This window comes from Vibrio sp. CCB-PB317 (assembly GCF_022808245.1).
In the GTDB taxonomy this organism is placed as follows: domain Bacteria; phylum Pseudomonadota; class Gammaproteobacteria; order Enterobacterales; family Vibrionaceae; genus Vibrio; species Vibrio diabolicus.
This window is the reverse complement of the sequence record NZ_JALGNU010000002.1, coordinates 1,472,181-1,492,940: the sequence shown is the minus strand read 5'-3', so window position 1 is coordinate 1,492,940 and position 20,760 is coordinate 1,472,181. Positions and strand designations below refer to the sequence as shown.

18 protein-coding genes are annotated in these 20,760 nt (G+C 44.1%); 13 read left to right on the top strand and 5 right to left on the bottom strand.

Annotated elements, in window-relative coordinates; all coding sequences use genetic code 11:
• The first annotated feature begins 1 nt into the window (after nucleotide 1).
• Nucleotides 2–1,447, top strand: coding sequence for a PLP-dependent aminotransferase family protein (locus tag MTR11_RS15600; RefSeq protein WP_243328003.1), 1,446 nt, complete (start codon nucleotides 2–4; stop codon nucleotides 1,445–1,447).
• Here MTR11_RS15600 and yjeH read toward each other — a convergent pair whose 3' ends face one another.
• Nucleotides 1,448–2,710: an L-methionine/branched-chain amino acid transporter gene (gene yjeH / locus MTR11_RS15595; protein ID WP_006741172.1), complete on the bottom strand. Its 1,263-nt coding sequence runs from the start codon at nucleotides 2,708–2,710 to the stop codon at nucleotides 1,448–1,450.
• A 327-nt stretch (nucleotides 2,711–3,037) separates the two neighbouring features.
• Between yjeH and MTR11_RS15590 the strand changes: the two genes are divergently transcribed.
• The 3 genes from MTR11_RS15590 to MTR11_RS15580 all read left to right on the top strand — a co-directional run bounded on the left by MTR11_RS15590 (nucleotide 3,038) and on the right by MTR11_RS15580 (nucleotide 5,160).
• Nucleotides 3,038–3,493, top strand: coding sequence for an Lrp/AsnC family transcriptional regulator (locus MTR11_RS15590; protein WP_005396378.1), 456 nt, complete (start codon nucleotides 3,038–3,040; stop codon nucleotides 3,491–3,493).
• 42 nt (nucleotides 3,494–3,535) lie between these two features.
• On the top strand, nucleotides 3,536–4,450 hold the full coding sequence (locus MTR11_RS15585) for a LysR family transcriptional regulator (protein ID WP_005396380.1): 915 nt from the start codon (nucleotides 3,536–3,538) through the stop codon (nucleotides 4,448–4,450).
• Nucleotides 4,451–4,545: 95 nt separating this feature from the next.
• Nucleotides 4,546–5,160, top strand: coding sequence for a LysE family translocator (locus tag MTR11_RS15580; protein WP_046875874.1), 615 nt, complete (start codon nucleotides 4,546–4,548; stop codon nucleotides 5,158–5,160).
• Between the two features lie 146 nt (nucleotides 5,161–5,306).
• Here the strand turns inward: MTR11_RS15580 and MTR11_RS15575 are convergent, their stop codons facing one another.
• On the bottom strand, nucleotides 5,307–5,528 hold the full coding sequence (locus MTR11_RS15575) for a hypothetical protein (RefSeq protein ID WP_005397748.1): 222 nt from the start codon (nucleotides 5,526–5,528) through the stop codon (nucleotides 5,307–5,309).
• Between the two features lie 240 nt (nucleotides 5,529–5,768).
• Nucleotides 5,769–7,202 (bottom strand): glyceraldehyde-3-phosphate dehydrogenase, encoded by a 1,434-nt coding sequence (locus MTR11_RS15570; RefSeq protein WP_182034009.1) that lies wholly within the window; start codon nucleotides 7,200–7,202, stop codon nucleotides 5,769–5,771.
• A gap of 615 nt (nucleotides 7,203–7,817) precedes the next feature.
• On the opposite strand from MTR11_RS15570, the gene MTR11_RS15565 reads away from it, so the two are divergent.
• The gene (locus tag MTR11_RS15565; RefSeq protein ID WP_243328002.1) at nucleotides 7,818–10,454 is read left to right on the top strand and encodes an ATP-binding protein; all 2,637 of its coding nucleotides are present in this window, start codon (nucleotides 7,818–7,820) and stop codon (nucleotides 10,452–10,454) included.
• A 62-nt stretch (nucleotides 10,455–10,516) separates the two neighbouring features.
• On the opposite strand, the gene MTR11_RS15560 is transcribed toward MTR11_RS15565, so the two are convergent.
• Both MTR11_RS15560 and MTR11_RS15555 read right to left on the bottom strand, forming a co-directional pair.
• Nucleotides 10,517–11,854, bottom strand: coding sequence for an MATE family efflux transporter (locus MTR11_RS15560; protein WP_041853085.1), 1,338 nt, complete (start codon nucleotides 11,852–11,854; stop codon nucleotides 10,517–10,519).
• A gap of 121 nt (nucleotides 11,855–11,975) precedes the next feature.
• Nucleotides 11,976–12,290 (bottom strand): DUF496 family protein, encoded by a 315-nt coding sequence (locus MTR11_RS15555; RefSeq protein WP_005373603.1) that lies wholly within the window; start codon nucleotides 12,288–12,290, stop codon nucleotides 11,976–11,978.
• Nucleotides 12,291–12,531: 241 nt separating this feature from the next.
• On the opposite strand from MTR11_RS15555, the gene MTR11_RS15550 reads away from it, so the two are divergent.
• The 8 genes from MTR11_RS15550 to MTR11_RS15515 all read left to right on the top strand — a co-directional run bounded on the left by MTR11_RS15550 (nucleotide 12,532) and on the right by MTR11_RS15515 (nucleotide 20,759).
• A complete protein-coding gene (locus tag MTR11_RS15550) occupies nucleotides 12,532–12,735 on the top strand; it encodes a hypothetical protein (RefSeq protein WP_031780656.1) in 204 nt (67 codons plus the stop codon).
• Nucleotides 12,736–12,900: 165 nt separating this feature from the next.
• Nucleotides 12,901–13,551, top strand: a complete 651-nt coding sequence (locus tag MTR11_RS15545) for a YceH family protein (protein ID WP_243328001.1) — start codon at nucleotides 12,901–12,903, stop codon at nucleotides 13,549–13,551.
• Complete coding sequence (locus MTR11_RS15540) at nucleotides 13,548–13,868, top strand: GIY-YIG nuclease family protein (RefSeq protein ID WP_012842363.1); 321 nt, start codon at nucleotides 13,548–13,550, stop codon at nucleotides 13,866–13,868. The genes MTR11_RS15545 and MTR11_RS15540 overlap by 4 nt, the downstream gene beginning before the upstream one ends.
• Nucleotides 13,869–14,188: 320 nt before the next feature.
• On the top strand, nucleotides 14,189–15,286 hold the full coding sequence (locus MTR11_RS15535; protein ID WP_243328000.1) for an autoinducer 2-binding periplasmic protein LuxP: 1,098 nt from the start codon (nucleotides 14,189–14,191) through the stop codon (nucleotides 15,284–15,286).
• Nucleotides 15,286–17,862, top strand: a complete 2,577-nt coding sequence (gene luxQ / locus MTR11_RS15530) for a quorum-sensing autoinducer 2 sensor kinase/phosphatase LuxQ (protein WP_005397731.1) — start codon at nucleotides 15,286–15,288, stop codon at nucleotides 17,860–17,862. The genes MTR11_RS15535 and luxQ overlap by 1 nt, the downstream gene beginning before the upstream one ends.
• A gap of 297 nt (nucleotides 17,863–18,159) precedes the next feature.
• Nucleotides 18,160–18,615 (top strand): MarR family transcriptional regulator, encoded by a 456-nt coding sequence (locus MTR11_RS15525; protein WP_005397727.1) that lies wholly within the window; start codon nucleotides 18,160–18,162, stop codon nucleotides 18,613–18,615.
• A gap of 35 nt (nucleotides 18,616–18,650) precedes the next feature.
• The gene (locus MTR11_RS15520; RefSeq protein WP_053807920.1) at nucleotides 18,651–19,709 is read left to right on the top strand and encodes an HlyD family secretion protein; all 1,059 of its coding nucleotides are present in this window, start codon (nucleotides 18,651–18,653) and stop codon (nucleotides 19,707–19,709) included.
• A 12-nt stretch (nucleotides 19,710–19,721) separates the two neighbouring features.
• Nucleotides 19,722–20,759, top strand: coding sequence for a DUF2955 domain-containing protein (locus MTR11_RS15515; protein WP_243327999.1), 1,038 nt, complete (start codon nucleotides 19,722–19,724; stop codon nucleotides 20,757–20,759).
• Nucleotide 20,760: the final 1 nt, after the last annotated feature.

Below are 20,760 nucleotides of genomic sequence, written 5' to 3'. Positions count from 1 at the left end.
AATGGATGGATCCAGTTTGTCTTTGATTGATATCGGTGACCTACATTTAAAAGAAAGTGATGGAACGCGTCAGCAAGCGTTGTTTTTTGCTATTCGCAAGAAAATTGTTCAAGGATTGTGGGTGAAGAATGGGAAGTTGCCTTCTACGCGGAAGCTTTCACAGACGCTTAATCTAAGTAGGAATACCGTGATTTCTGCCTACGAACAGTTAGTGGCGGAAGGGTACTTGAACAGCCAAAAAGGTTCTGGCTTTTATGTTGCCGTAGAACTGCCGGAGCAGTACTTGCCTGAACCTAATTCAGTTCAGAGAGACTCATCACCGAAAACTCACTTTGATATCAACCTTGCATTTGCACCGGGTGTGCCGGATTTGGACGCATTTCCGATGGCGCAGTGGCAAAAGTTACTCAATCGCCACATGTCCCGCCCCTGCTTGTTGGGGAATCAAGATATTCAGGGTAGTTGGGCATTGCGCTGTGCTTTAGCTGACTACCTCGCATCAAGTCGTTCAGTGAATTGTTCCCCAGAGCGCATTATTATTACCTCTGGGGCGCAGCAAGCGTTGTCAATTGCGACGATGGTAGTGCTCAAACAAGGTGATAAGGTTCTGATGGAGCAACCAGGTTACGCGCAAATGCGGAAGTTGATTCAGTTCCAAAACTATCAATTTGAGCCTTTGTTCGTAAGAGAGAAATTAGGTTTTGATGTGGAAGCTGTGACCTCAAGCGATGCCGATGCGCTGTATATCACACCAAGTAATCAATATCCGATGGGTACCACACTCAATACCGAGCAAAGAGGGAAGATCATCAACTGGGCGGTCGAGCAATCAAGTTGGATCATCGAGGACGATTATGACAGCGAATTTCAGTTTGCTCATCGTCCCTACACCAGCTTACAGGGGCTAGCAGCTCAAATGGGTCGAGATGATCGTGTGTTGTATGTGGGTTCCTTCAGTAAAGTAATGTTTAACGGGTTGCGGCTTGGCTACCTTGTGGTTCCTGAACGTTTAGTAGAGCAATGTTTGGTGGTTAAAGATGCGTTAAGTGGTGATTCACCGACGCACACTCAAGAAGCGTTGGCAGATTTTATAACCGAGGGTGGGTTGTTGCGCCATATCCGAAAAATGCGCCGATTATATAAAACCAAGCATGAACAGATGCATTTATCCATTCAACAGCATTTTGGCGACAGTGTTTGCGTCGTTAGCCAAGCGGCGGGGCTTCATATTACGTTGAAATGGCAAAACGGTATAGATGAGCTGCGTTTGACAAAACTGGCAGAGCATGAAGGGATCATCTTGCGACCTTTGAGCTATTATGAACATCCAGGTTTCCAAGCACGTCACTGGCATGGTGCCGTGCTTGGTTATGGCAATATCGCGTTAGAGAATATAGACGCTGGTATCCAACGTTTAGCCCTAATTTTTCGACATGGGAAGCAGTGACTATTCAACTGCGCGTGTTTGTCGTTTATGTCGCCACTGTTTCCAAGGCAGTAAAAGTAGAGTGAAAATGCCAAGTGCATAAAACATTGACCAGCCTAAACATATAAAAACACCGGTACAAAGCAGTAGAGAAAGTCCCGCAAGCGCTTTACCAAACCCACGGAGCAATTTATAAGCGGCTAACATCGCCAACATGTAAACCAAAACGAATACACTATTTGCTAGTTTTAGGAAAAACTCCAGATCGAGCTGCGATAGCGTTCCTATCACGCAAGATATTAGCAGTACGCCGCCAACTAATAAGGTGGCTGAGAAAGGGACACCACGACGCGAAATCTTGGCTAGTGGGCTGTAAGGACGATGTTCCCGAGCTTGAGCCCAGACCATTCGCGCTAGGCTCTGTGTGTATAAGTTAACGCTCGCGAAACAAGCGGAGAATCCGATCAAACTGATTATCCATTTGGCCCCATCGCCAAGTAGTTGAGCACTCAACCATGGAATCGATGCATTATCGAATTGAGCATTACCATATGCACCAAACTTTAAAATAACAACAGAGCAAGCCCAGTACGTAGCTCCCGCTACAAAACAACCGACAATAATGGCGATAGGGAAGTCTCTTTGAGGGTTTTTGAATTCTTCCCCCATATGAGCAAAAGCCTCTATGCCAACAAAACACCAGAACATCACGCCAAGCGCTGCGGTAATAGGCCAAATTGACTCTTGTGTGATAGCTGGCATCACGAGATCGGCGCTGTTAACGTCACCTTTCCATAAAAATGTGCCAACGAGCGCAAAGACACTCAAAGCAATAAGAGTTTGTAAATGACCTGATGACTTAGTGCCCATCAAGTTGACGAACACAAGAAGTAATACCGTTAGAATTTGTGCAAACAGATTATTGCTAATAGGCTCTGGCAATATTTGCTGTAGAAAGCCTGCGGCGAGTGCAATCGCGGCCGGAACCCCTACCGGAATGACACTAACAAATAGCCAAGCTACACTACTTTCCAGCTTGGCGTTAAATGCTTTACGCACAAAAAATGCGGTTCCGCCCGCGTTGGGATATCGCTTGCCTAGCTGGGCAAAAGTCAGCGCAATAGGACAAATGGCGATGAATAATAAAATCCAGGCCCATAGTGAAAAATGACCCGCTATGCCTGCTGCAATGGCTGGTATCATAAAAAGCCCCGTTCCCATTAATGTTGTGGATAGTTGGGCGATACCGGATGTGAGTGAAATGTCTTTTTTGAGCTGTTCCATGCTAATTGATTCATCCAATGTTGTAGGACTTATGACGAAAGCGCTTGTGGCTTCTAATTATCTCATTTATTGGAGTTTAATGAGCCCGCTAGTGCGCTGAGTGCATAAGAAGCGTATTTGATTTCAATGCGTTATCGCTCTTTTATTTGAATGGATAACGGTGCTCATCTCATGCTTACCAAATAGCATATCCAAAATCTTAATAACAAAATGATTTACTGAACCGTCAATATGACGGTTGTTTTAAATATTTCCAACAAAATGTTGGTTTCTTATGCAGTTAGAATCGGTATAGAATGAGAAAAATAAGGAAAGCTTGGTAAGTATATGGACAAGTTTGATCACAAGATTGTGGATCTTCTCCGACACAACGCTCGGCTGTCGGTGACTGAAATTGCGGATAAAGTGAACCTTTCTCGTTCTGCGGTGACGGCTCGTATTCGTAAGCTAGAACATGACAAAGTGATTCTCGGGTATCACGCTGAAATTGCCTCTTCAGGCGGGGACTCGATTTGTGCTTATTTTGCTCTAAAGTTCGATAAATCTACATCCACGTATTATTGCGAATCATATGCCGACGAACTATACAAAATCGATGGCGTAAAATGGTGCCATGCAATCAGTGGTGAAACGGATATGATGGTTTTTGTCGAAGTACCTACGATGACTCGTTTGAACGAAATCAGAGATCAAATTCAACGTTACCCAGAGCTAAGGCACCTCATGACTCATACCGTTTTAGCTGAGTTCTTTAATACGACTGGCAACCAGTTTGTGAAATAAGCATCATGGGTGCCATTATTTATTAAACCTTCTTGAGCCGGTATGTTAAACAACATCAATTTGAATCTACTTAGGTCCTTGCATGTACTTTTAGAAGAGTGTCATGTCAGCCGAACTGCAGAACGTTTGCACATTACTCAGTCTGCGGTTAGCCGACAGCTTGCACAATTGCGCGATCTGTGTGGTGACCCACTGCTTATTCGTCAAGGTAATCAGCTGATACCAACCCCGCGAGCAATAGCATTAAAATCAAAGCTTGATGCGTTACTGGCTGAGTTTGACCATTTACTCGATGACAAACCTTTTGAGCCGCAACTGTGGCAAGGCGAGCTGGTTATTGCCTCAAGTGATTACGTGGCACAATACGTTTTGCCCGATATTGCATCTCACTTAGGTGAACAAGCACCACAATTGGATTTGGCGTATCGACTGTGGCAGCTAGATTTTATCGATAAGCTTCACGAGTTAGGAATCCACCTTGCTTCTTCTATGTATCCCACTCAGCCTGAAGGTGTATCTAGCATCAATATTGGTTCAGATAAGTCAGTTTGTTTGATGAAGGCGTCTCACCCTTTAGCTGGTAAGGCTTCGATTTCTGTAGAGGACCTCATTAGTCATTCGCATATTCAAGTGACGGGTGGAGGAGACAAAGACTCAAGTACCGATATGGCACTAAAAGACAGGGGGCTGATGCGTCATGTTACCTTTAAAGTGCCTTTTTTCTCTGCGGCGGTAAATCGTTTGGTCTCAAGTGAGCACTTAATGGTAGTTCCGGAGCACATTGCAAATAATTTGGCCAAGCACTGGCCTTTGGTTCATAAAGCGCTTCCTTTTGAGACACCTACCCATGAATATTGGCTGATGTGGCATCCTAAATACGACAATGATCCAGCTCATCAGTGGGTGCGAGAGCAAATCCACGCGGTGATGAAAATATCGGAATACTCCATCCATTAAGTTATGATTTTAAATCATGACTTTTATGCGAAACTTTGATTTCAAATTATAGCTCTTCAATTGATAGATTGAATTCAAATGGAGAGAGGTTATTTATGACACTAACAGTTTGGTTATCACTTTTTACCGTGTGTTTACTCGGTGCTATGTCACCTGGGCCTAGCCTAGCGATTGTGGCAAAACATGCCTTGGCTGGTGGACGCATCAATGGTTTGGCAACGGCTTGGGCACACGCTTTTGGAATTGGCATTTATGCGTTTATTACGCTGATTGGCCTCGCTGTTGTTTTGCAGCAAAGCCCGATGTTGTTCAAGACGATCAGCCTTGCAGGCGCGGCATATCTTGCATATTTAGGGTTCAATGCGCTGCGTTCGAAAGGCGGTGTGGCGGCGAAGTTGGAGTCAGGCGAAGAAACAACGGTAAGCCAGTCTGCTCGAGAAGGTTTTTTTATCTCGATTTTAAGCCCCAAAATTGCCTTGTTTTTTATCGCACTATTTAGTCAGTTTGTAGCGCTAGGTAATGATTTGAGCAATCAAATGATCATTGTGGCTACACCATTTGTTGTGGACGGGCTTTGGTATACCTTTATCACCCTAGTGTTATCGAGCTCTAAAGTAGTGGACAGAATTCGTTCTAAAGCGGTGCTAATTGATCGTTTGTCAGGGATTGTTCTCATGCTATTGGCACTTCGAGTGGTCGTAACCGTATAAATTTGCCAAGACAACAAAATATTAAAGGCAGCCCAGGTGGCTGCCTTTTTTGTAAAAAAGCACCCTGCCATTGTAAAAGACAGGGTGAAAGCAAGAAGTTTCTCAGGAGCAGTCGGGGGAGAGAAACTTATATAAATTCGATTTATTTATCGGCGAACCTCTTCGAACTCACCTTCAATCGCATCGGCTTTACCAGTATTGAATTCATACTCTTCATGCATTTCTTTCTGCATTTTCTTCACGCGCTTCTCAATACGCTTGCCTGTAATCAATGCTGCGATGGTCAACGGAATCGCAATGATCAAGCTAAATACTAATGTAAAAAAGCCCGTAATCAGTGCCAGTGCGGTAACAATAATCCGATTCATAATCATGACCTCTCTGTAATTCATGTGTTCAGATTAATGCTGTGAACATGAACAAAACATGAATGATAGCCTTCACTTTGTCCGGAGAGTGTCAAATGAGCGAAATGAAAAAACGCCTGAGGGTGATCAGGCGTATAAACGGGGAAAAATATTAGTAATGCGCTTCGCGCTTATTATTTAGAACAAATATGAGATATTGTCCGTTACGCTATGTGGTTAACGTTGTGGAGCAAAGTTCACCTATCGAGGGAATGTTTGGTAACGAACACCCATCATTTGTTCCATACAGTGCACAACTTGGCAGCTGTAACCGAATTCGTTGTCGTACCAGATGTAAAGTACGCAACGTTTGTCTTGTGCGATAGTCGCTTGACCATCCACGACGCCTGCATGGCGAGAACCAACTAAGTCAGTTGATACAATTTCTGTTGAATCGGTGTAGTCAATCTGTGCCGAAAGCTCAGAGTTCAACGCCATTTCACGCAAGTAATCGTTCAGTGAATCACGGTCTACGTCTTCACCTAAGTTTAGGTTAGCGACTGCCATCGAAACGTTTGGTGTCGGTACGCGAATTGCGTTACCTGTTAGCTTACCAGCTAGCTCTGGCAGTGCTTTTGCTACTGCTTTAGCTGCGCCAGTTGAAGTTAGAACCATGTTCAGAGAAGCACTACGTCCACGGCGGTCACCAGAGTGGAAGTTGTCGATCAAGTTTTGGTCGTTTGTGTATGAGTGCACGGTTTCGATGTGACCAGAAAGGACACCATATTTATCATTCAGCGCTTTAAGAACCGGCGTGATTGCATTTGTGGTACAGCTCGCTGCAGAGATGATGGTGTCATCTTCTTGAATAACTGATTCATTTACACCGAATACAACGTTTTTGATATCGCCTTTACCTGGTGCCGTTAGCAGCACTTTCTCTGCACCTTGACACGCTAAGTGTTGGCTTAGACCTTCAGAATCACGCCAAACACCTGTGTTATCAACAACAAGCGCGTTGCTAATACCGTAAGCAGAGTAGTCCACTTCGCTTGGATTGTTTGCGTAGATGATTTGGATGTAGTTACCGTTAACGATCAGAGCTTTACGTTCCTCATCGATCACGATGCTACCGTTGAACTGACCGTGGACTGAGTCACGACGCAGTAAGCTAGCACGCTTCTCTAAATCGCCTTTTTTACCGCCACGAACCACAATCGCTCGTAGTCGTAGTGGGTAACCTGGGCCACTTTTCTCGATCAGAAGGCGAGTTAGTAGTCGACCAATGCGACCAAAACCATAAAGAACTACATCACGCGCTTTCAATGAAGAGTCTGCATCGCGTGCGCCATCGAGTGCAGTGATAAGGAAATCATTTAGAGATGCAGTATCGTCATGCTCATTCCAGTACTTAGTTGCCAATTGGCCAACATCGACACGACACGAAGAAATGCTCATTTCACATAGCGCTTGAATGATAGGCATCGTGTGCTCAAGTGAGAGTGGGCTGCCTGTATAACGTCTTGCAACGCGATGAGTTTTGAGAATGTCTATAGTAGTAGCATTGATAAGCGTTTTACCAAACAGAACCACTTCGATTCCTTTTTGACGATATAGCTTACCAATTAGAGGGGAAATAGATTCAGCAATCGTTTGGCTAGTTTGCCAGTCTTGGAGATATTTCTCTGGACTCATTGTTGTATTAGACCTTTCACGTTTTGGGGGCTAACCATACTCCCTGCTGTTGCCTCTTCGGCAGCGTGCAAGAGTGTGGTGGGTTATGTAATCGGGTTGTAATAGTTATGTGTGCGGATTCTAAGGTCGGAGCCCTTATTCTGCTAGGAAAATTAAATCCAGTGTAAAACACTAGTTAAGGTCGTGTTAGTGGTGAATTAATGTGACTAAAGCGGTGGTTTTCACGTATTGACATTTAAAAAGTCATCCACTTTTTTCGCGATGATAATGTGTGTTTTCAAATTAGTTTTGTTGTCACTGTGAATTCGTTTGCATTTTTGTGTGATTTGTCTCGATAAGGCAACGAGATAGGTGAACATATGGTTTGAAATTTCATGAAAAGTGATGTGCATCTTAGGTATGAGTGAAACTTCACTGTTTGTACTCAGCTTGAAGATCGAAAAGTATGATTCGAGTCACAATTACCATTTCATTGACCGATGGCGAAATAAGCGGAATGACCATGGTTTTGGTAGGTGAATGTTGTTTTAAAGTAACCATGTCGTATATGCCTTTCAATGCTAGAAACTAGTCTAGTATTAAATAATCGGATGAGATCAACCATTGGGCTGATGGATGTTGAGATTATCAATAAAAACACGCTTAGCACTCCTCGCACTATTACCCACGGTGGTGATAGTGGTTTTTGCAGTTCAGCAGTTTTCTGACAATGCGTTGCGCGTAAGCCGTCTCAATCAAACGGTAATCAATATCCAAGGTTTCCAGTTGATATCCCAAGCCTCTCATTTTATATACTCCATAGAGAAAGCACGCCGCCAGCCTACGCTTCAAGCATCAGCCGCACTTAATATAGAAGAACAAAACGGTGTTATTTCTTCCATGCATCAAAAATTCGTCAGTAACCCCAATACCGCTGAATATGCTGATGAGCTGAAAGAGGCCATGCTAGGGGTATTATCAGGTAGGTTGGACGAGATGGATGACCTGGGCGATTGGGCATTTCAACTGCTTCAAAATATGTCGCGCTCTTTGCTACAAAATCATCAGTGGTATGGTAGTGAGGACGGTATTCGAATGCAGAATTTTATTGCTTACCTTGCTCAGCTGTCTTTTTGGACACAGAAAGAAGCCTGGTTGACGCATCGCCTAGTTCAAGATCCTAAGAGTCGGTTGAGTCAGAGTCTGTTTTTTCAGGCTATTGATCGACAGCAGCAAAATTTGGATGCGTTTTTAAATTTAGGAGGGTCATACGATCAAGTTGATAAATTGCTAGGCTTGTTTACGTCGCCGAGATATCAGAGAAATTTGGCATCTCGTGGGCGATTAATGTCAGGGGACATGTCACGTAGTGACTATGAAGCGTATTTGAGAGAACTCGATTTCCGTGTGCAACGCTTGCAAGTACTCATTGATGGGTTCACGAAACAAACAGAGCAGTCGCTCCTAACACAAGTTCATGAACAAAAGACCAATATTGCGATGATTACCTCTGGCGTTATTTTGGTTATCGTAATGCTTTGCTGGCTTGGCTTTGGCACTTGGTTTCGGGTTAATAGCAAACTAGATGCGATTATTCATACCTTAACGGCGCTGATCAACGATGAAGAGAAACAGACGAAAGTCAAAGTCGATGGCAGTGATGAACTGACGATTTTCGCTCAGCAAGTGAATCGAGTGGTTGAAGAAAAGCAGAGACAAACAGACGAAATACTCCATGCTAAAGAGTCAGCAGTGTCTGCTAATCGCGCTAAATCAGTATTTCTTGCCAACATGTCGCATGAAATACGTACCCCCCTAAACGGTATTATGGGCATGACGGAGATACTCTCTCAAAGCGAGTTATCTTCCCATCAACAAGAAGTCGTTGATGACATTGACTCTTCATCTCAAACATTACTTACCTTGCTTAACGATATTTTGGATCTTTCTAAAATCGAATCTGGTCGACTGGAGTTGTCGCTAGTCGAGGCCGATATCCGAGAGGTGGTGTACCAGTCGATGGTTTTATTTCAATCCAAAGCCACATCTAAACAGCTAGAGCTGGGGATTAACTTAGCTGAAAACATTCCAACTCGAGTGATGGTTGATGATCATCGCATCAAGCAGGTCATCACGAATCTGGTATCGAATGCGGTCAAGTTTACCGAAAGCGGTCATATACGTGTTGATGTCAGTTATGACGAGTTACCTGAGAACGAGCGCGGAACGCTGATGTTTAAAGTCGAAGATACCGGGATAGGCATTGAACAAGATAAGTTAACGACGATTTTTGAACCCTTTACTCAGGAAGATGAAGGGGTGTCAAGGCAGTTCGGTGGAACGGGGCTGGGATTGGCAATTTGTCGTCAACTGGTATCGATGATGGGAGGGCAGCTTATAGCGACATCCACCAAAGGAGTGGGCACATGCTTTGAATTCTCTATTGAGGTTGACGTTATTCCGATGTTTGGCTGGCGCTCGGACGTGATAAATAAAGGGCTCTTGATCTGCACAAATTACGATTACGCTGATCAACTTTTGAAAGAGTGTCGATTAGCGAAAATCAATCTCTTTGGTGCGAATAATGTTAATGAAGTAAAAGCAATAAACGATGACTTTGATGTCATATTTCTGTGCCATAGTGACGACTCCAATACGGATGAAGCCTTAGATGAATTGTCACTCAAATATGATCTTCGTCGTGTGATTATTTGTCAGCATCATCTATCCACTCCCTACGACAATGCAGAAAGAGTACATGCTGTACTCACATTGCCTTTTCTTGGCAATCGATTTAAGCATGTCATTGACGACTTAGCGAAGGTAGAAAAAACCATATCAGGTGACACTGTCACTAATGGTCTTCCAAAGTCTGAATATCGAACATCGCGCTCTCACAGGAGGATCTTAATCGCGGAGGATAACTTGATGAATCAGAAAATCGCGAGTTTCTTTCTGGATAAAGCAGGGTATGACTATTTGATAACAAGCAATGGACAAGAAGCGTTGGAAGCCATCACAAAGGGAGAAGAATTCGATGCAATTTTAATGGATTGTATGATGCCGGTGATGGATGGACTGACCGCGACGAAAGAAATTCGTCGTTGGGAAAAGAAAGCCGGGCGTGAGAAAACGACCATTATTGCGCTCACCGCGAGTGTTTTGGAAGAAGACATTCACAACTGTTTTGCTGCAGGTATGGATGCTTATTTACCTAAGCCTTATAAATCGAATCAGCTATTTGAGCTCTTCAATGAATTAAAACTCGCCTAAATCGATAACATTTCAAGACGATAAAGCCCCAATCAAAGGGGCTTTATTTTAACCATGCATTGTTATGCGTTTGCTTGAGCGCCAGCGAGTTTACGTATGGTTTGTCGGTAGGTTAGGTAAGCGGAAATGCCCGCCAGAATGTTGCCCATACAAGCGCCTAAAAGTAGACCTCGGATTCCCCCCATTTGAGCGCCAACCCATAAGCAAGGAAGGAAAAAGACAAACAAGCGTAGCGCTGAAATGGTGAGCGCGGTGTAAGACTTACCTAATGCATTGCAAAGAGAAACCATCAACATACATACACCTAGTGAACCTAAGCTGATAGGAACAATCAGCAAATGCATTTCTAATACTTGCTCTACTTGAACATCACTGGTCATCAGTAGTGCAAGTGGGTTTGCGACGGCAAACGTAATGGCTGCGATCAAAAGTTGAAAGCCCAGAATGAATTTTACGGCAATACTGACTAGCGATTGGATATCTTGGTAGTTCTTTGCGCCAAGTAAGCGCCCGACCATTGGGGGCATAGACATTGTCAGCGCTAACACCGAAACGATAGCAAAGAATTCGTAGCGTGAACCGAGCGCCCAAGCGGCGACTGCTGCGGTCCCGAAGCTTGCCAACAACTTTGTTGCCAACATGGACGACAACGGAGGCAGCAGTTGGCTGATCATCGCAGGTCCCATGATGTTACCGATAGACGCAACACTTTTAGCTACGTTGAGGTCTTGCCACTGCGTTGTTGCCCAGTGATTCTTCTTTACGCGAGGCGCGACGACTAAAATACCAAACCCAAAAGCAACGATGGTTGCTATTGCGGCTCCGTTAATACCCAAGTCAAACGTGAAAATAAATAGTGGATCGAGCACAAGGTTCACACCGCTGGTCACCATCATCATTGTGCCAGGCAACATGGTGTTGCCGTTAGCTCGGCAAATACTGTAGTAAAAATATAAAACCGCGCCAGTCCATGAACTTAGCAGCCACCAAGGCCAGTAGCTGTCGATAATCGGCATCACAGACTCTGGAGCACTTAATAGAGATAAAATGGGGTAGCGCAAAAGCCAAATTAGCCCTCCAAAAACGGCTACACCGATTGAGCCAATCATCAAAACTAAGCCACCGAGCTGTTTGGCATAACGACTTTCATTCGCACCAAGCGCTTTAGAAATGACAGCGGTCGTGGCGATACCTAAACCGACTTGAATGCCGATAATGACCATTTGCAACGGAAGAGTAAAACCTTGAGCGGCCAAAGGTAAAACGCCGAGCTGACCGATAAACGCACTATCTACAAGCTGAAAGCTCATTAAAGATAGAACGCCAAATAGCATTGGCCAAGTCATCGTAAATAATTGTTTTGCAAGTGTTGGTTGTGTACTTGTCGTAGTTGAGGACATAGAAAGCTGAATGCGTTAGGAATAAGAGTTGGATTGATTGTACACGGCGCTTAGTTTAGAGACAAAAATAAACCCCGAGGAAGGTAGCCTTACTCGGGGTTGAAAAATCTAGCTTACGTGTTTACTTTTTGCCGCTAGTTTGCTTGTCTTCTTCGGTCAGTTCGCGAATACGACGGCTGATGTCACGACGTGCTTTAGAGATTTCTGCACTTTTGATGATGTGGTCATCAACACGATCTTCGTAGTCTGCTTTCATATTTTTGATGATTGCGACGATTTCATCGTGAGTCATTTCTGGTTTGATGTAATCTAGAAGGTTTTCTAGAAGGTCAACACGTTTGCGGTTATCACGAACTTTCTTTTCGTTATCAAGCAGCTCACGTTTTAGTTTGTTTTTACGACGAGCTTGGTTAACGATTTCAAATACGCTACTCATAGTTCTCTTTCCTAATTTTATGAATATCTCCCTCGATTAAAGCACAACATCCAGTGGCATAACAGTCTTTAGATCAATCACAATGCAGAGTTGAACATTTCTCAACCAATTGCGATGTGTCTACATAATCACGCTTCTTTAATCGAGTTTTAGGCAACATCGTAGAATCCATCGATTCATTGTCATAACGTGGCCTTCACTATATTATCAACACCATTGAATGCAAAATGATGAACTTGATATGGACTCTGGGAACACTGCGGAGCAAGTAAGTAGTCAAGATAATGAGCAAGCCACTCGCTCTGTGGCTGAAAAGTTAAAAACAGCGTATATCAACGCTCGCGAGCAACTCGAAATCATCGAAGTTGAGCTGAATCGTTCAAAAATAATGATGGTTGATCAAGATGGCAATTTGACGAAAGTGCCAATTCTCTCGGAGCATTGATACCTGACCCGATTCGCAAAGGGTGCCAGGTCTTGCGCTATGCTTTAGCCTGACACCGACACCTGAATCGTTAACGCTTCTTGCATCTCTTTGCCAATGTATGATGCATGATTTCGAAGCGATTTAGGTACCAAGTCAAATGCAAAAATAATAAGGAAATGCATTATGAAAGTTGAGCTAACGGCAATTGAAGCACGAGTCATTGGTTGCTTGATCGAAAAAGAAGTCACCACCCCAGATCTTTACCCCCTCAGCCTAAACGCATTAACCAACGCGTGTAATCAAAAAAGCAACCGTGATCCCGTAATGTCGCTCTCTGAGTCAGACGTTCTCGATGCCGTTGAGGCTCTAATTGAGCGTAGGCTCGTCAGTGACGAAAGTGCGTTTAACAGCCGTGTTAGCAAGTATCAGCACCGTTTCTGTAATACGGAGTTTGGTGATTTAAAACTGACAGAACAAGAGAAGGGAATCGTATGTTGTATGCTTTTGCGTGGTGCTCAAACGCCTGGGGAAATTCGCACTCGTACCAATCGTCTCGCGACATTTCATGATGTAAAAGAAGTTGAAACGGTTTTGGAGCACTTAGCAAGCGAAGAAAAAGGACCATTAGTGGTCAAGTTACCGCGTGAAGCCGGGAAGCGAGAATCACGCTATATGCATTTGTTCTGTGGCGACGTTGACGTCTCTGAGCTAGCAGTGCCAGTGTCAGCGGCTGGCTCTAATTCTGATCGAGTCAGCCAGCTAGAGCTCGAAGTTGCTCAGCTTAAAGAAGAGCTCGATGAACTTAAAGCTAAGGTCGAGTCACTACTTTCATGATTGAAAATACAGCGCAGCGTTGGAGTGTCTATTTGATACGAAATAACCGCAATGCGCTGTATTGCGGTGTCACAAACAATGTTGAGCGAAGATTCAATCAGCACCAAACGGGCAAAGGAGCGAAAGCTTTAAAGGGAAAAGGTCCCTTGGTATTGGAGTGGTCTTCGGATTTTGATTCAAAGACACTTGCCATGCGGGCTGAGTATTATATTAAGCAACTAACAAAAGCTAAGAAAGAGCTACTTGTTACGTCAAAAGCAAGTATTGTCGTTGATGAAAATCAGCAGATGATGTTAGAAATGGCTTTATCGAAATAAGCGTTCGCGACATGCCGAATAACAAAGAAACCGTCCACTGAGGCGGTTTCTTTTTAGTTTTGGAGTACCATGTAAGAACAAACTGACGCATAATGGGTTGGTGTTCTGTTTAAACACTCAGAGTATGAAAAGGAGAAATGATATTTTGTGACCTTACAATTAGGTACACAATAAACGTTTATTCGTTCCAACTCAGACTAAGAACCAATTTATTATTGAAACAGGCACTCAGAGGAAGGTAGATTACAAGAGTAAAGGATGACTCGGCTAGGTAACGAATAGAGCTGAATTAGGCTCATAAAAAGCTAAAAGAGCAGTAGATGAAAAAAGCGTTAGTATTCTCCCTGATGTCAATGGCCACTGTCGCGCCGATAGCGCAAGCCACTCAAGTCCTCAATGGGTATTGGGCATATCAAGAATTTTTAGACCAGTTTCCAGAACAGAAGCAGTTAACGAATGCGTTGGCTGACGCCGTGCGAGAGACTCCTGTTCCGGTTGAAAGAGACAAAAAGAGTCCGTTAAAAATTTCTGTGGTTTATCCAGGCCAACAGATTTCGGATTATTGGATTCGAAATATAGACGCATTTGAACAGCGTTTAGATAAACTCGATATCGACTATCAACTTAATCAAGTATTTACCCGTCCCAACGCAGATATTAAGCAACAAAGTTTGTCTTTAATGGAAGCGCTGAAGAGCAACTCCGATTATCTGATTTTCACTCTCGATACCACTAGGCATCGTAAGTTTGTTGAGCACGTCTTAGACTCAAAGAAAACCAAGTTGATCTTACAAAATATCACTACACCGGTAAGAGATTGGGAGGATCACCAACCGTTCCTTTATGTTGGTTTTGATCATGCTGAAGGCAGCCGTGAGCTTGCCGTGGAGTTTGGTAAGCGTTTTCCAAAACAGAGCCATTATAGTGTGCTCTACTTTTCAGAAGGGTATATCAGCGATATCAGAGGCAATACCTTTATCAATCAAGTCAACCGTGATAACAACTTTGAACTACAATCTGCTTACTATACCAAAGCGACAAAGCAGTCTGGGTATGAAGCAGCAAAAGCGAGTTTGGAAAAATACCCTGACGTCGATTTTATTTATGCGTGTTCTACAGATGTGGCGCTAGGGGCTGTTGATGCGCTGAAAGAATTAGGGCGTGAAGATGTCATGATCAACGGCTGGGGTGGCGGCTCTGCAGAATTAGAAGCGCTTTCGAAAGGGGAGTTAGACGTTACTGTTATGCGTATGAACGATGATACTGGCATTGCAATGGCAGAAGCGATTAAGTGGGATCTTGAAGGGAAACCCGTTCCAACCGTTTATTCTGGTGATTTTGAAGTCGTCACGAAATCTGATTCTCCAGAAAGAATTGAAGCATTAAGAAAACGCGCATTTAGATACTCAGACAATTGATGACAACTACATCAAAAACAAGAAAGCGTCGCTCATTGTCGACGCTTATTACGAAAATAATCATTCTCGTACTTGCTCCGATCATTTTAGGTATCTTCGTTCAGAGTTATTACTTCTCGAAGCAAATTATTTGGCAGGAAGTCGACAGAACTAAGCAACAGACGTCAGCGCTGATTCTTAATATTTTTGATAGCCATTTTGCTGCGATTCAGATTCATCACAACAGTAACTCGAAGAGTGATGTTGTTTTAGATTTTTATACAGAACGGGATGAAGAAGCTCTCAATTACTTTTTCATGAGTATTGACCAGAGTGATCCTTCTCATACGCCAGAGTTTCGCTTTCTCACAGATCATCAAGGCATTATTTGGGACGATGGGAATGCGCATTTCTATGGCATCAATAACTTGATTCTCAATGATCTCGCGAGCCAAGTGACTTTTAGCAACAATTGGTATTACCTTCCTTCACATACCCCAATGGGAACTCGCCATCTGTTACTGCGTCGTGTACCGGTTTTACAACCTAAAACCGGTGAAGTGATGGGGTATTCTTACAATGTTGTTGTTCTAGATAACAACTTCGGGTTGATGGAAAGACTAAAAAACGAAGGGAACGTTGATAATGTTGTTTTGGTGGCCAACGATACGCCACTAGCTAGCTCACTAGTCGGAGATGAAGCGTACAAGATATTTGATGTTCTGAAGCGGCGAGAGTCTCAGCAAAAGCTTGACCAGTTGTTGATCATTAAAACCCCTATCGAAGTCAATGCTGCCACGACGGATTTGTGTTTACTAACCGTGCAGGACAATCAGAGTGTTGTGACGCTGCAAATCCAGCACCTTTTAGCGATGCTGGCTTCGGTTATCGGGATGGTGATGATTGCGTTGATGACCAAAGAGTGGATTGAGAATCGAGTTGTCGAAGAGCTTGGCTCGTTGATGGCATACACTCGTTCGGCTCGTGAAGAAAAAGGGTTCGAACGATTTGGCGGATCGGATATCGAGGAGTTCGATCATATTGGTTCGACACTAGAAAACACCTTTGAAGAGCTGGAAGCGCAAAAGCGTTCATTCCGCGATCTGTTTAACTTTGCGTTATCGCCGATTATGGTTTGGTCAGAGTCTGGCGTACTCATCCAAATCAATCCGGCAGCCCGCAAAGAATTGGTCATGGAAAACGACATTGAAACCATGCACCCAGTGTTTAAAGGCTTCAAAGAAAAGTTGATGCCGCACCTGCGAATGGCAGCTCAAGGAGCCACGTTAACTGGCGTCAATGTACCAATTGGAGACAAGGTATATCGCTGGAACTTATCGCCGATTCGAGTGGATGGTGATATCAGCGGTATCATTGTTCAAGGTCAGGATATTACGACGCTTATTGAAGCGGAAAAACAAAGTAACTTGGCACGTAAAGAGGCAGAAAAATCCGCCCAAGCACGTGCCGATTTTCTGGCTAAAATGAGCCATGAAATCCGAACGCCAATCAATGGCATTCTAGGAGTTGCTCAATTATTAAAAGACTCGGTCGAAACGGAAGAGCAGAATAACCAAATTGATGTACTCCGACATAGTGGTGAGCACTTACTTGCTGTTTTGAATGATATTTTGGATTTTTCGAAGATTGAGCAGGGTAAGTTTAATATTCAAAAGCACCCGTTTTCGTTCACTGACACGATTCGAACGTTAGAAAACATTTATCGTCCAATTTGCGAAAATAAAGGCGTTAACCTCGTCATTGAAAACAAGATTGATCCCAATGTTGAAATCTTTACTGACCAAGTTCGTCTGAACCAAATTTTATTCAACTTAGTCAGTAACTCAGTTAAGTTTACCCCCTCGGGCAGCGTACGCTTGCATGCTGAACTGGAGCAGTTCTACGGCGCTGAAAATAGTGTGTTGGTAGTGGAAATTACGGATACGGGCATCGGCATAGAGCCCGATAAGCTTGACCAAATGTTCGAGCCTTTCGTTCAAGAGGAAGCAACGACCACTCGAGAATACGGTGGCAGTGGTTTGGGACTGACCATTGTGAAAAGCCTCGTCGATATGCTGGAAGGTGACGTTCAAGTACGCAGTCAAAAAGGTTTGGGTACGACCTTTGTTATTACAATGCCAGTGAAAGATCGTGAGCGAGTGCTCACCCCTCTTGATTCAAGCTTGAGAGTTAAACCTGGTGAGTTATTCGCAGAGAGTCTAAAAGTACTGTTGGTAGAAGATAACCATACTAATGCTTTCATTCTCAAAGCATTTTGTAACAAGTACAAAATGCAGGTTGATTGGGCAAAAGATGGATTGGAAGCGATGGAGTTCTTAAAAGATCATACTTACGATTTGATTTTGATGGACAACCAACTGCCGCATCTTGGAGGAATTGAAACAACCAAAGAGATCCGACAGAAGCTGAAGTTAGGCACGCCAATTTATGCTTGTACTGCCGATACGGCGAAAGAAACCAGTGATGCGTTTATGGAGGCGGGCGCGAATTACGTATTGCTCAAACCGATTAAAGAAAATGCGCTCCATGAAGCCTTTGTTGACTTCAAGCAGCGATTCTTAATTGAACGAACGTGATGAACTCATTCGCTATGAGCCTCAATTGATAATTCAATCGCTCACTAGACCGAAAAGCACAACGCCATAACTTAGGGTTGTGCTTTTTTTGTATCTCAAATGCTTCACTTGTTGATAAGCCAGGAGTGCTGATATCACCTTTAGTGTCGTATATCACTACTATTCAACCCAAGTACTACGTTACGCAAACTTGTTCCCCAATGGCATATTCTATGTGATTTAAATCACAAAAACTTATTTACTTAGCGTGCTAACTATTTTATATTACTTAGCAAGCTAAGTAATTGAGTAGATCTTATGATTCAAGACATCAACAGTTTGCGCGACCTTTCTCTGGCTGAAAAGTTATCTCGTGTTGCCCGTTTGTGGAAAATGGTTGCAGATCGCGAGTTGGAGCCTTTAAACCTGACGTACCCGCGTTGGACTGCGTTATGGAAACTTTATCGAATGGGCGACAACGTTAGTCAGAAGCATTTGGCTGAAGCGCTTGAGATTGAGTTGGCATCGCTGATGCGCACATTAAAGCTATTAGAAGAGCAATCTCTGATCACTCGCCATTGCAGTGAGCATGACAAGCGAGCACGTATTGTTAGCCTTACAGAAGAAGGTAAAACCCTACTCAAGCAAATGGAGACTCGAATTCTTCAAGTACGGAGCAAGCTACTGACAGAAATCAATGACCAAGAGCTTCAAAAGCTTTCATTGATCCTCGATCAGATTGCTCACAATGCACTTGATTCACTTAGCGAATAAGTCAGAAACCCGAATTAAAAGAGAAGTAAACGCCTATGACTCCAGATCAAAAATTCGCACGTTGGATCAAGTATTCTTGCGTCGCGTTTGTCCTTGTCTTTGCCTATTTTCTAGTCGCAGATCTCGCTATGCCACTGACGCCCCAGGCAATGGCAACGCGAGTAGTAACGAAAGTAGCTCCCCGTGTGAGTGGACAGATTACGCATCTTTATGTTGCCAACAACCAAGAAATAAGCCAAGGCGATCTACTATTCCAGATTGATCCACAGCCTTATCAGCTCGCCGTAGAAAAGGCTCAACTTAACCTTGAGCGTGTGATTCAAAATAATGAACAGCTTGATGCCTCTATTGCAGCGGCAAAAGCGGACGTTGAAGCGAGTAAAATTGTCGCCGAGCAAAAAGTTCGCGAAGCCAAACGTCTTGATACATTGTTTCATCGCAATGGCACCTCGCAACAACAGCGTGACGACGCACAAAGTAGTGCAACGGCAGCCAGAGCAAACTTACTGGCCGCGCGCGCTCGTTTAAAAGAGTTGGAAGTAAACCGAGGCGATTTAGGTGCAACGAATGTAAATATCCGCGTGGCACAAAACCAGCTAAAACAAGCGGAACTTAATCTGTCTTACACTCAAGTAATTGCTGAGCATGATGGCGTTGTCGCTAACTTGCAGCTGGAAACGGGTGCCTATGCGGCAGCTGGTACGCCTCTTGTGGCTTTAGTCTCGGATGACGTGGATATTATTGCCGACTTTCGTGAAAAGAGTCTGCGACACTTCAATCAGAACAGTCGGGCGTTAGTGGCCTTTGATAGCTTGCCAGGTGACGTATTTGAAGCTCGTATTACGAGTGTGGATGCGGGGGTAAGCTCGGGCCAGTTTGATGCGGATGGCCGTTTAGCGACACCGACAGACTCAAACCGTTGGGTGAGAGACGCGCAGCGTTTACGTTTACATTTAGCTATCGATGAACCTCAACAGCGCGCATTTCCGGCCGGGGCACGTGCGACTGTGCAACTGTTGCCAGAAAACTCGTTATCTGGCTGGTTAGCGAGATGTCAGATCCGATTTTTGAGTCTTCTTCATTACATTTATTAACGGGGAGGCGATATGAAGTTATGGGATCACCCCATGTCGGAAAACGACTTCCGTCAGTGTTTGCGCATTACAACTGGCGCGACCATTGGCTTCACCTTATGTAAGGTCTTTGGCTGGAATTATGGCGTATTTTTTACCGTAACACCGATGTTGTTACTTGGAATGGTACCAGTCATGAGCCTGCATGCCGCACGACAGCTGATTTTTTCAGCGGTCGTATGCGGATTAGAGGTCGGTATTCTTGGTGGGCTATTTGGTGGACATCCTGGCATGATGACGATCATCGCCTTCGGGTTGTTTTTGTATAAGTTCGCCTGTATGTCAAAAGGGAGCTTATTCTTGTTTGGGGCAAATAGCGTGCTGAGCTTGAGCATCATGCTGCATTTTGCGAGTTATCCAACAACCGACTTAAATGATCTGATATTCAGCAACCTACAAGCGAATGTTATTTCAGTGATCGTGGCCTACGTCGTGACATTTTTGATCCCTGATGCAGAGCCTCGTCAGCCATCGGCCAAACCATCTCAGCCTAAACAGAATCACCGCATGCGTCATGAAGCCCTTATGGGGGCGAGCATCGCTACAATGTCTTTCCTTGTATTCCAGCTATTTGACCTCAGTGATTCTATGTCCGCTCAGGCGACAACCTTGCTTTTATTGTTTCCTATGCATTGGAACGGTGCTTTAGGGTATGCGCGCAAAAGAGCAATGGGGACCTTGATGGGGGTAACCTTTGGTATTGCTGGGCAGCTCGTACTATACGATTGGTCGGATACCTTGCTGTTTATCGTCCCATTGCTGTGGATTGGCGCGATGATGTTCAGCTATATGCATGTAAAAGAGTCTAGTGGGTCAGGAGCTGGGTTTGGCGGATTAACTACATTAGGTATTTTATTTGGCCAATACCTTACTCCGGATGGCGATTTAATGTTCAGCGCGCTGTATCGCGTGAGTAGTATTTTGTTTGCTATTGTTGTCACTCTGCTCGTGACCTATGCGGTGCACAGAGTGCTCAACAGCTTTGAGGCGACGCGCTTTAGCCAGCAGTAAG

Bases quoted from the DNA above. Each gene is read 5' to 3' on its own strand.
- MTR11_RS15525 (WP_005397727.1), top strand. From the start codon at position 18,160: ATGATTCAAGACATCAACAGTTTGCGCGACCTTTCTCTGGCTGAAAAG.
- yjeH (WP_006741172.1), bottom strand. From the start codon at position 2,710: ATGGAACAGCTCAAAAAAGACATTTCACTCACATCCGGTATCGCCCAA.
- MTR11_RS15575 (WP_005397748.1), bottom strand. From the start codon at position 5,528: ATGAATCGGATTATTGTTACCGCACTGGCACTGATTACGGGCTTTTTT.
- MTR11_RS15585 (WP_005396380.1), top strand. From the start codon at position 3,536: ATGTTAAACAACATCAATTTGAATCTACTTAGGTCCTTGCATGTACTT.
- MTR11_RS15600 (WP_243328003.1), top strand. From the start codon at position 2: ATGGATGGATCCAGTTTGTCTTTGATTGATATCGGTGACCTACATTTA.
- MTR11_RS15580 (WP_046875874.1), top strand. From the start codon at position 4,546: ATGACACTAACAGTTTGGTTATCACTTTTTACCGTGTGTTTACTCGGT.
- MTR11_RS15565 (WP_243328002.1), top strand. From the start codon at position 7,818: ATGTTGAGATTATCAATAAAAACACGCTTAGCACTCCTCGCACTATTA.
- MTR11_RS15550 (WP_031780656.1), top strand. From the start codon at position 12,532: ATGGACTCTGGGAACACTGCGGAGCAAGTAAGTAGTCAAGATAATGAG.
- MTR11_RS15520 (WP_053807920.1), top strand. From the start codon at position 18,651: ATGACTCCAGATCAAAAATTCGCACGTTGGATCAAGTATTCTTGCGTC.
- MTR11_RS15570 (WP_182034009.1), bottom strand. From the start codon at position 7,202: ATGAGTCCAGAGAAATATCTCCAAGACTGGCAAACTAGCCAAACGATT.
- MTR11_RS15545 (WP_243328001.1), top strand. From the start codon at position 12,901: ATGAAAGTTGAGCTAACGGCAATTGAAGCACGAGTCATTGGTTGCTTG.
- MTR11_RS15555 (WP_005373603.1), bottom strand. From the start codon at position 12,290: ATGAGTAGCGTATTTGAAATCGTTAACCAAGCTCGTCGTAAAAACAAA.
- luxQ (WP_005397731.1), top strand. From the start codon at position 15,286: ATGACAACTACATCAAAAACAAGAAAGCGTCGCTCATTGTCGACGCTT.
- MTR11_RS15540 (WP_012842363.1), top strand. From the start codon at position 13,548: ATGATTGAAAATACAGCGCAGCGTTGGAGTGTCTATTTGATACGAAAT.
- MTR11_RS15560 (WP_041853085.1), bottom strand. From the start codon at position 11,854: ATGTCCTCAACTACGACAAGTACACAACCAACACTTGCAAAACAATTA.
- MTR11_RS15535 (WP_243328000.1), top strand. From the start codon at position 14,189: ATGAAAAAAGCGTTAGTATTCTCCCTGATGTCAATGGCCACTGTCGCG.
- MTR11_RS15515 (WP_243327999.1), top strand. From the start codon at position 19,722: ATGAAGTTATGGGATCACCCCATGTCGGAAAACGACTTCCGTCAGTGT.
- MTR11_RS15590 (WP_005396378.1), top strand. From the start codon at position 3,038: ATGGACAAGTTTGATCACAAGATTGTGGATCTTCTCCGACACAACGCT.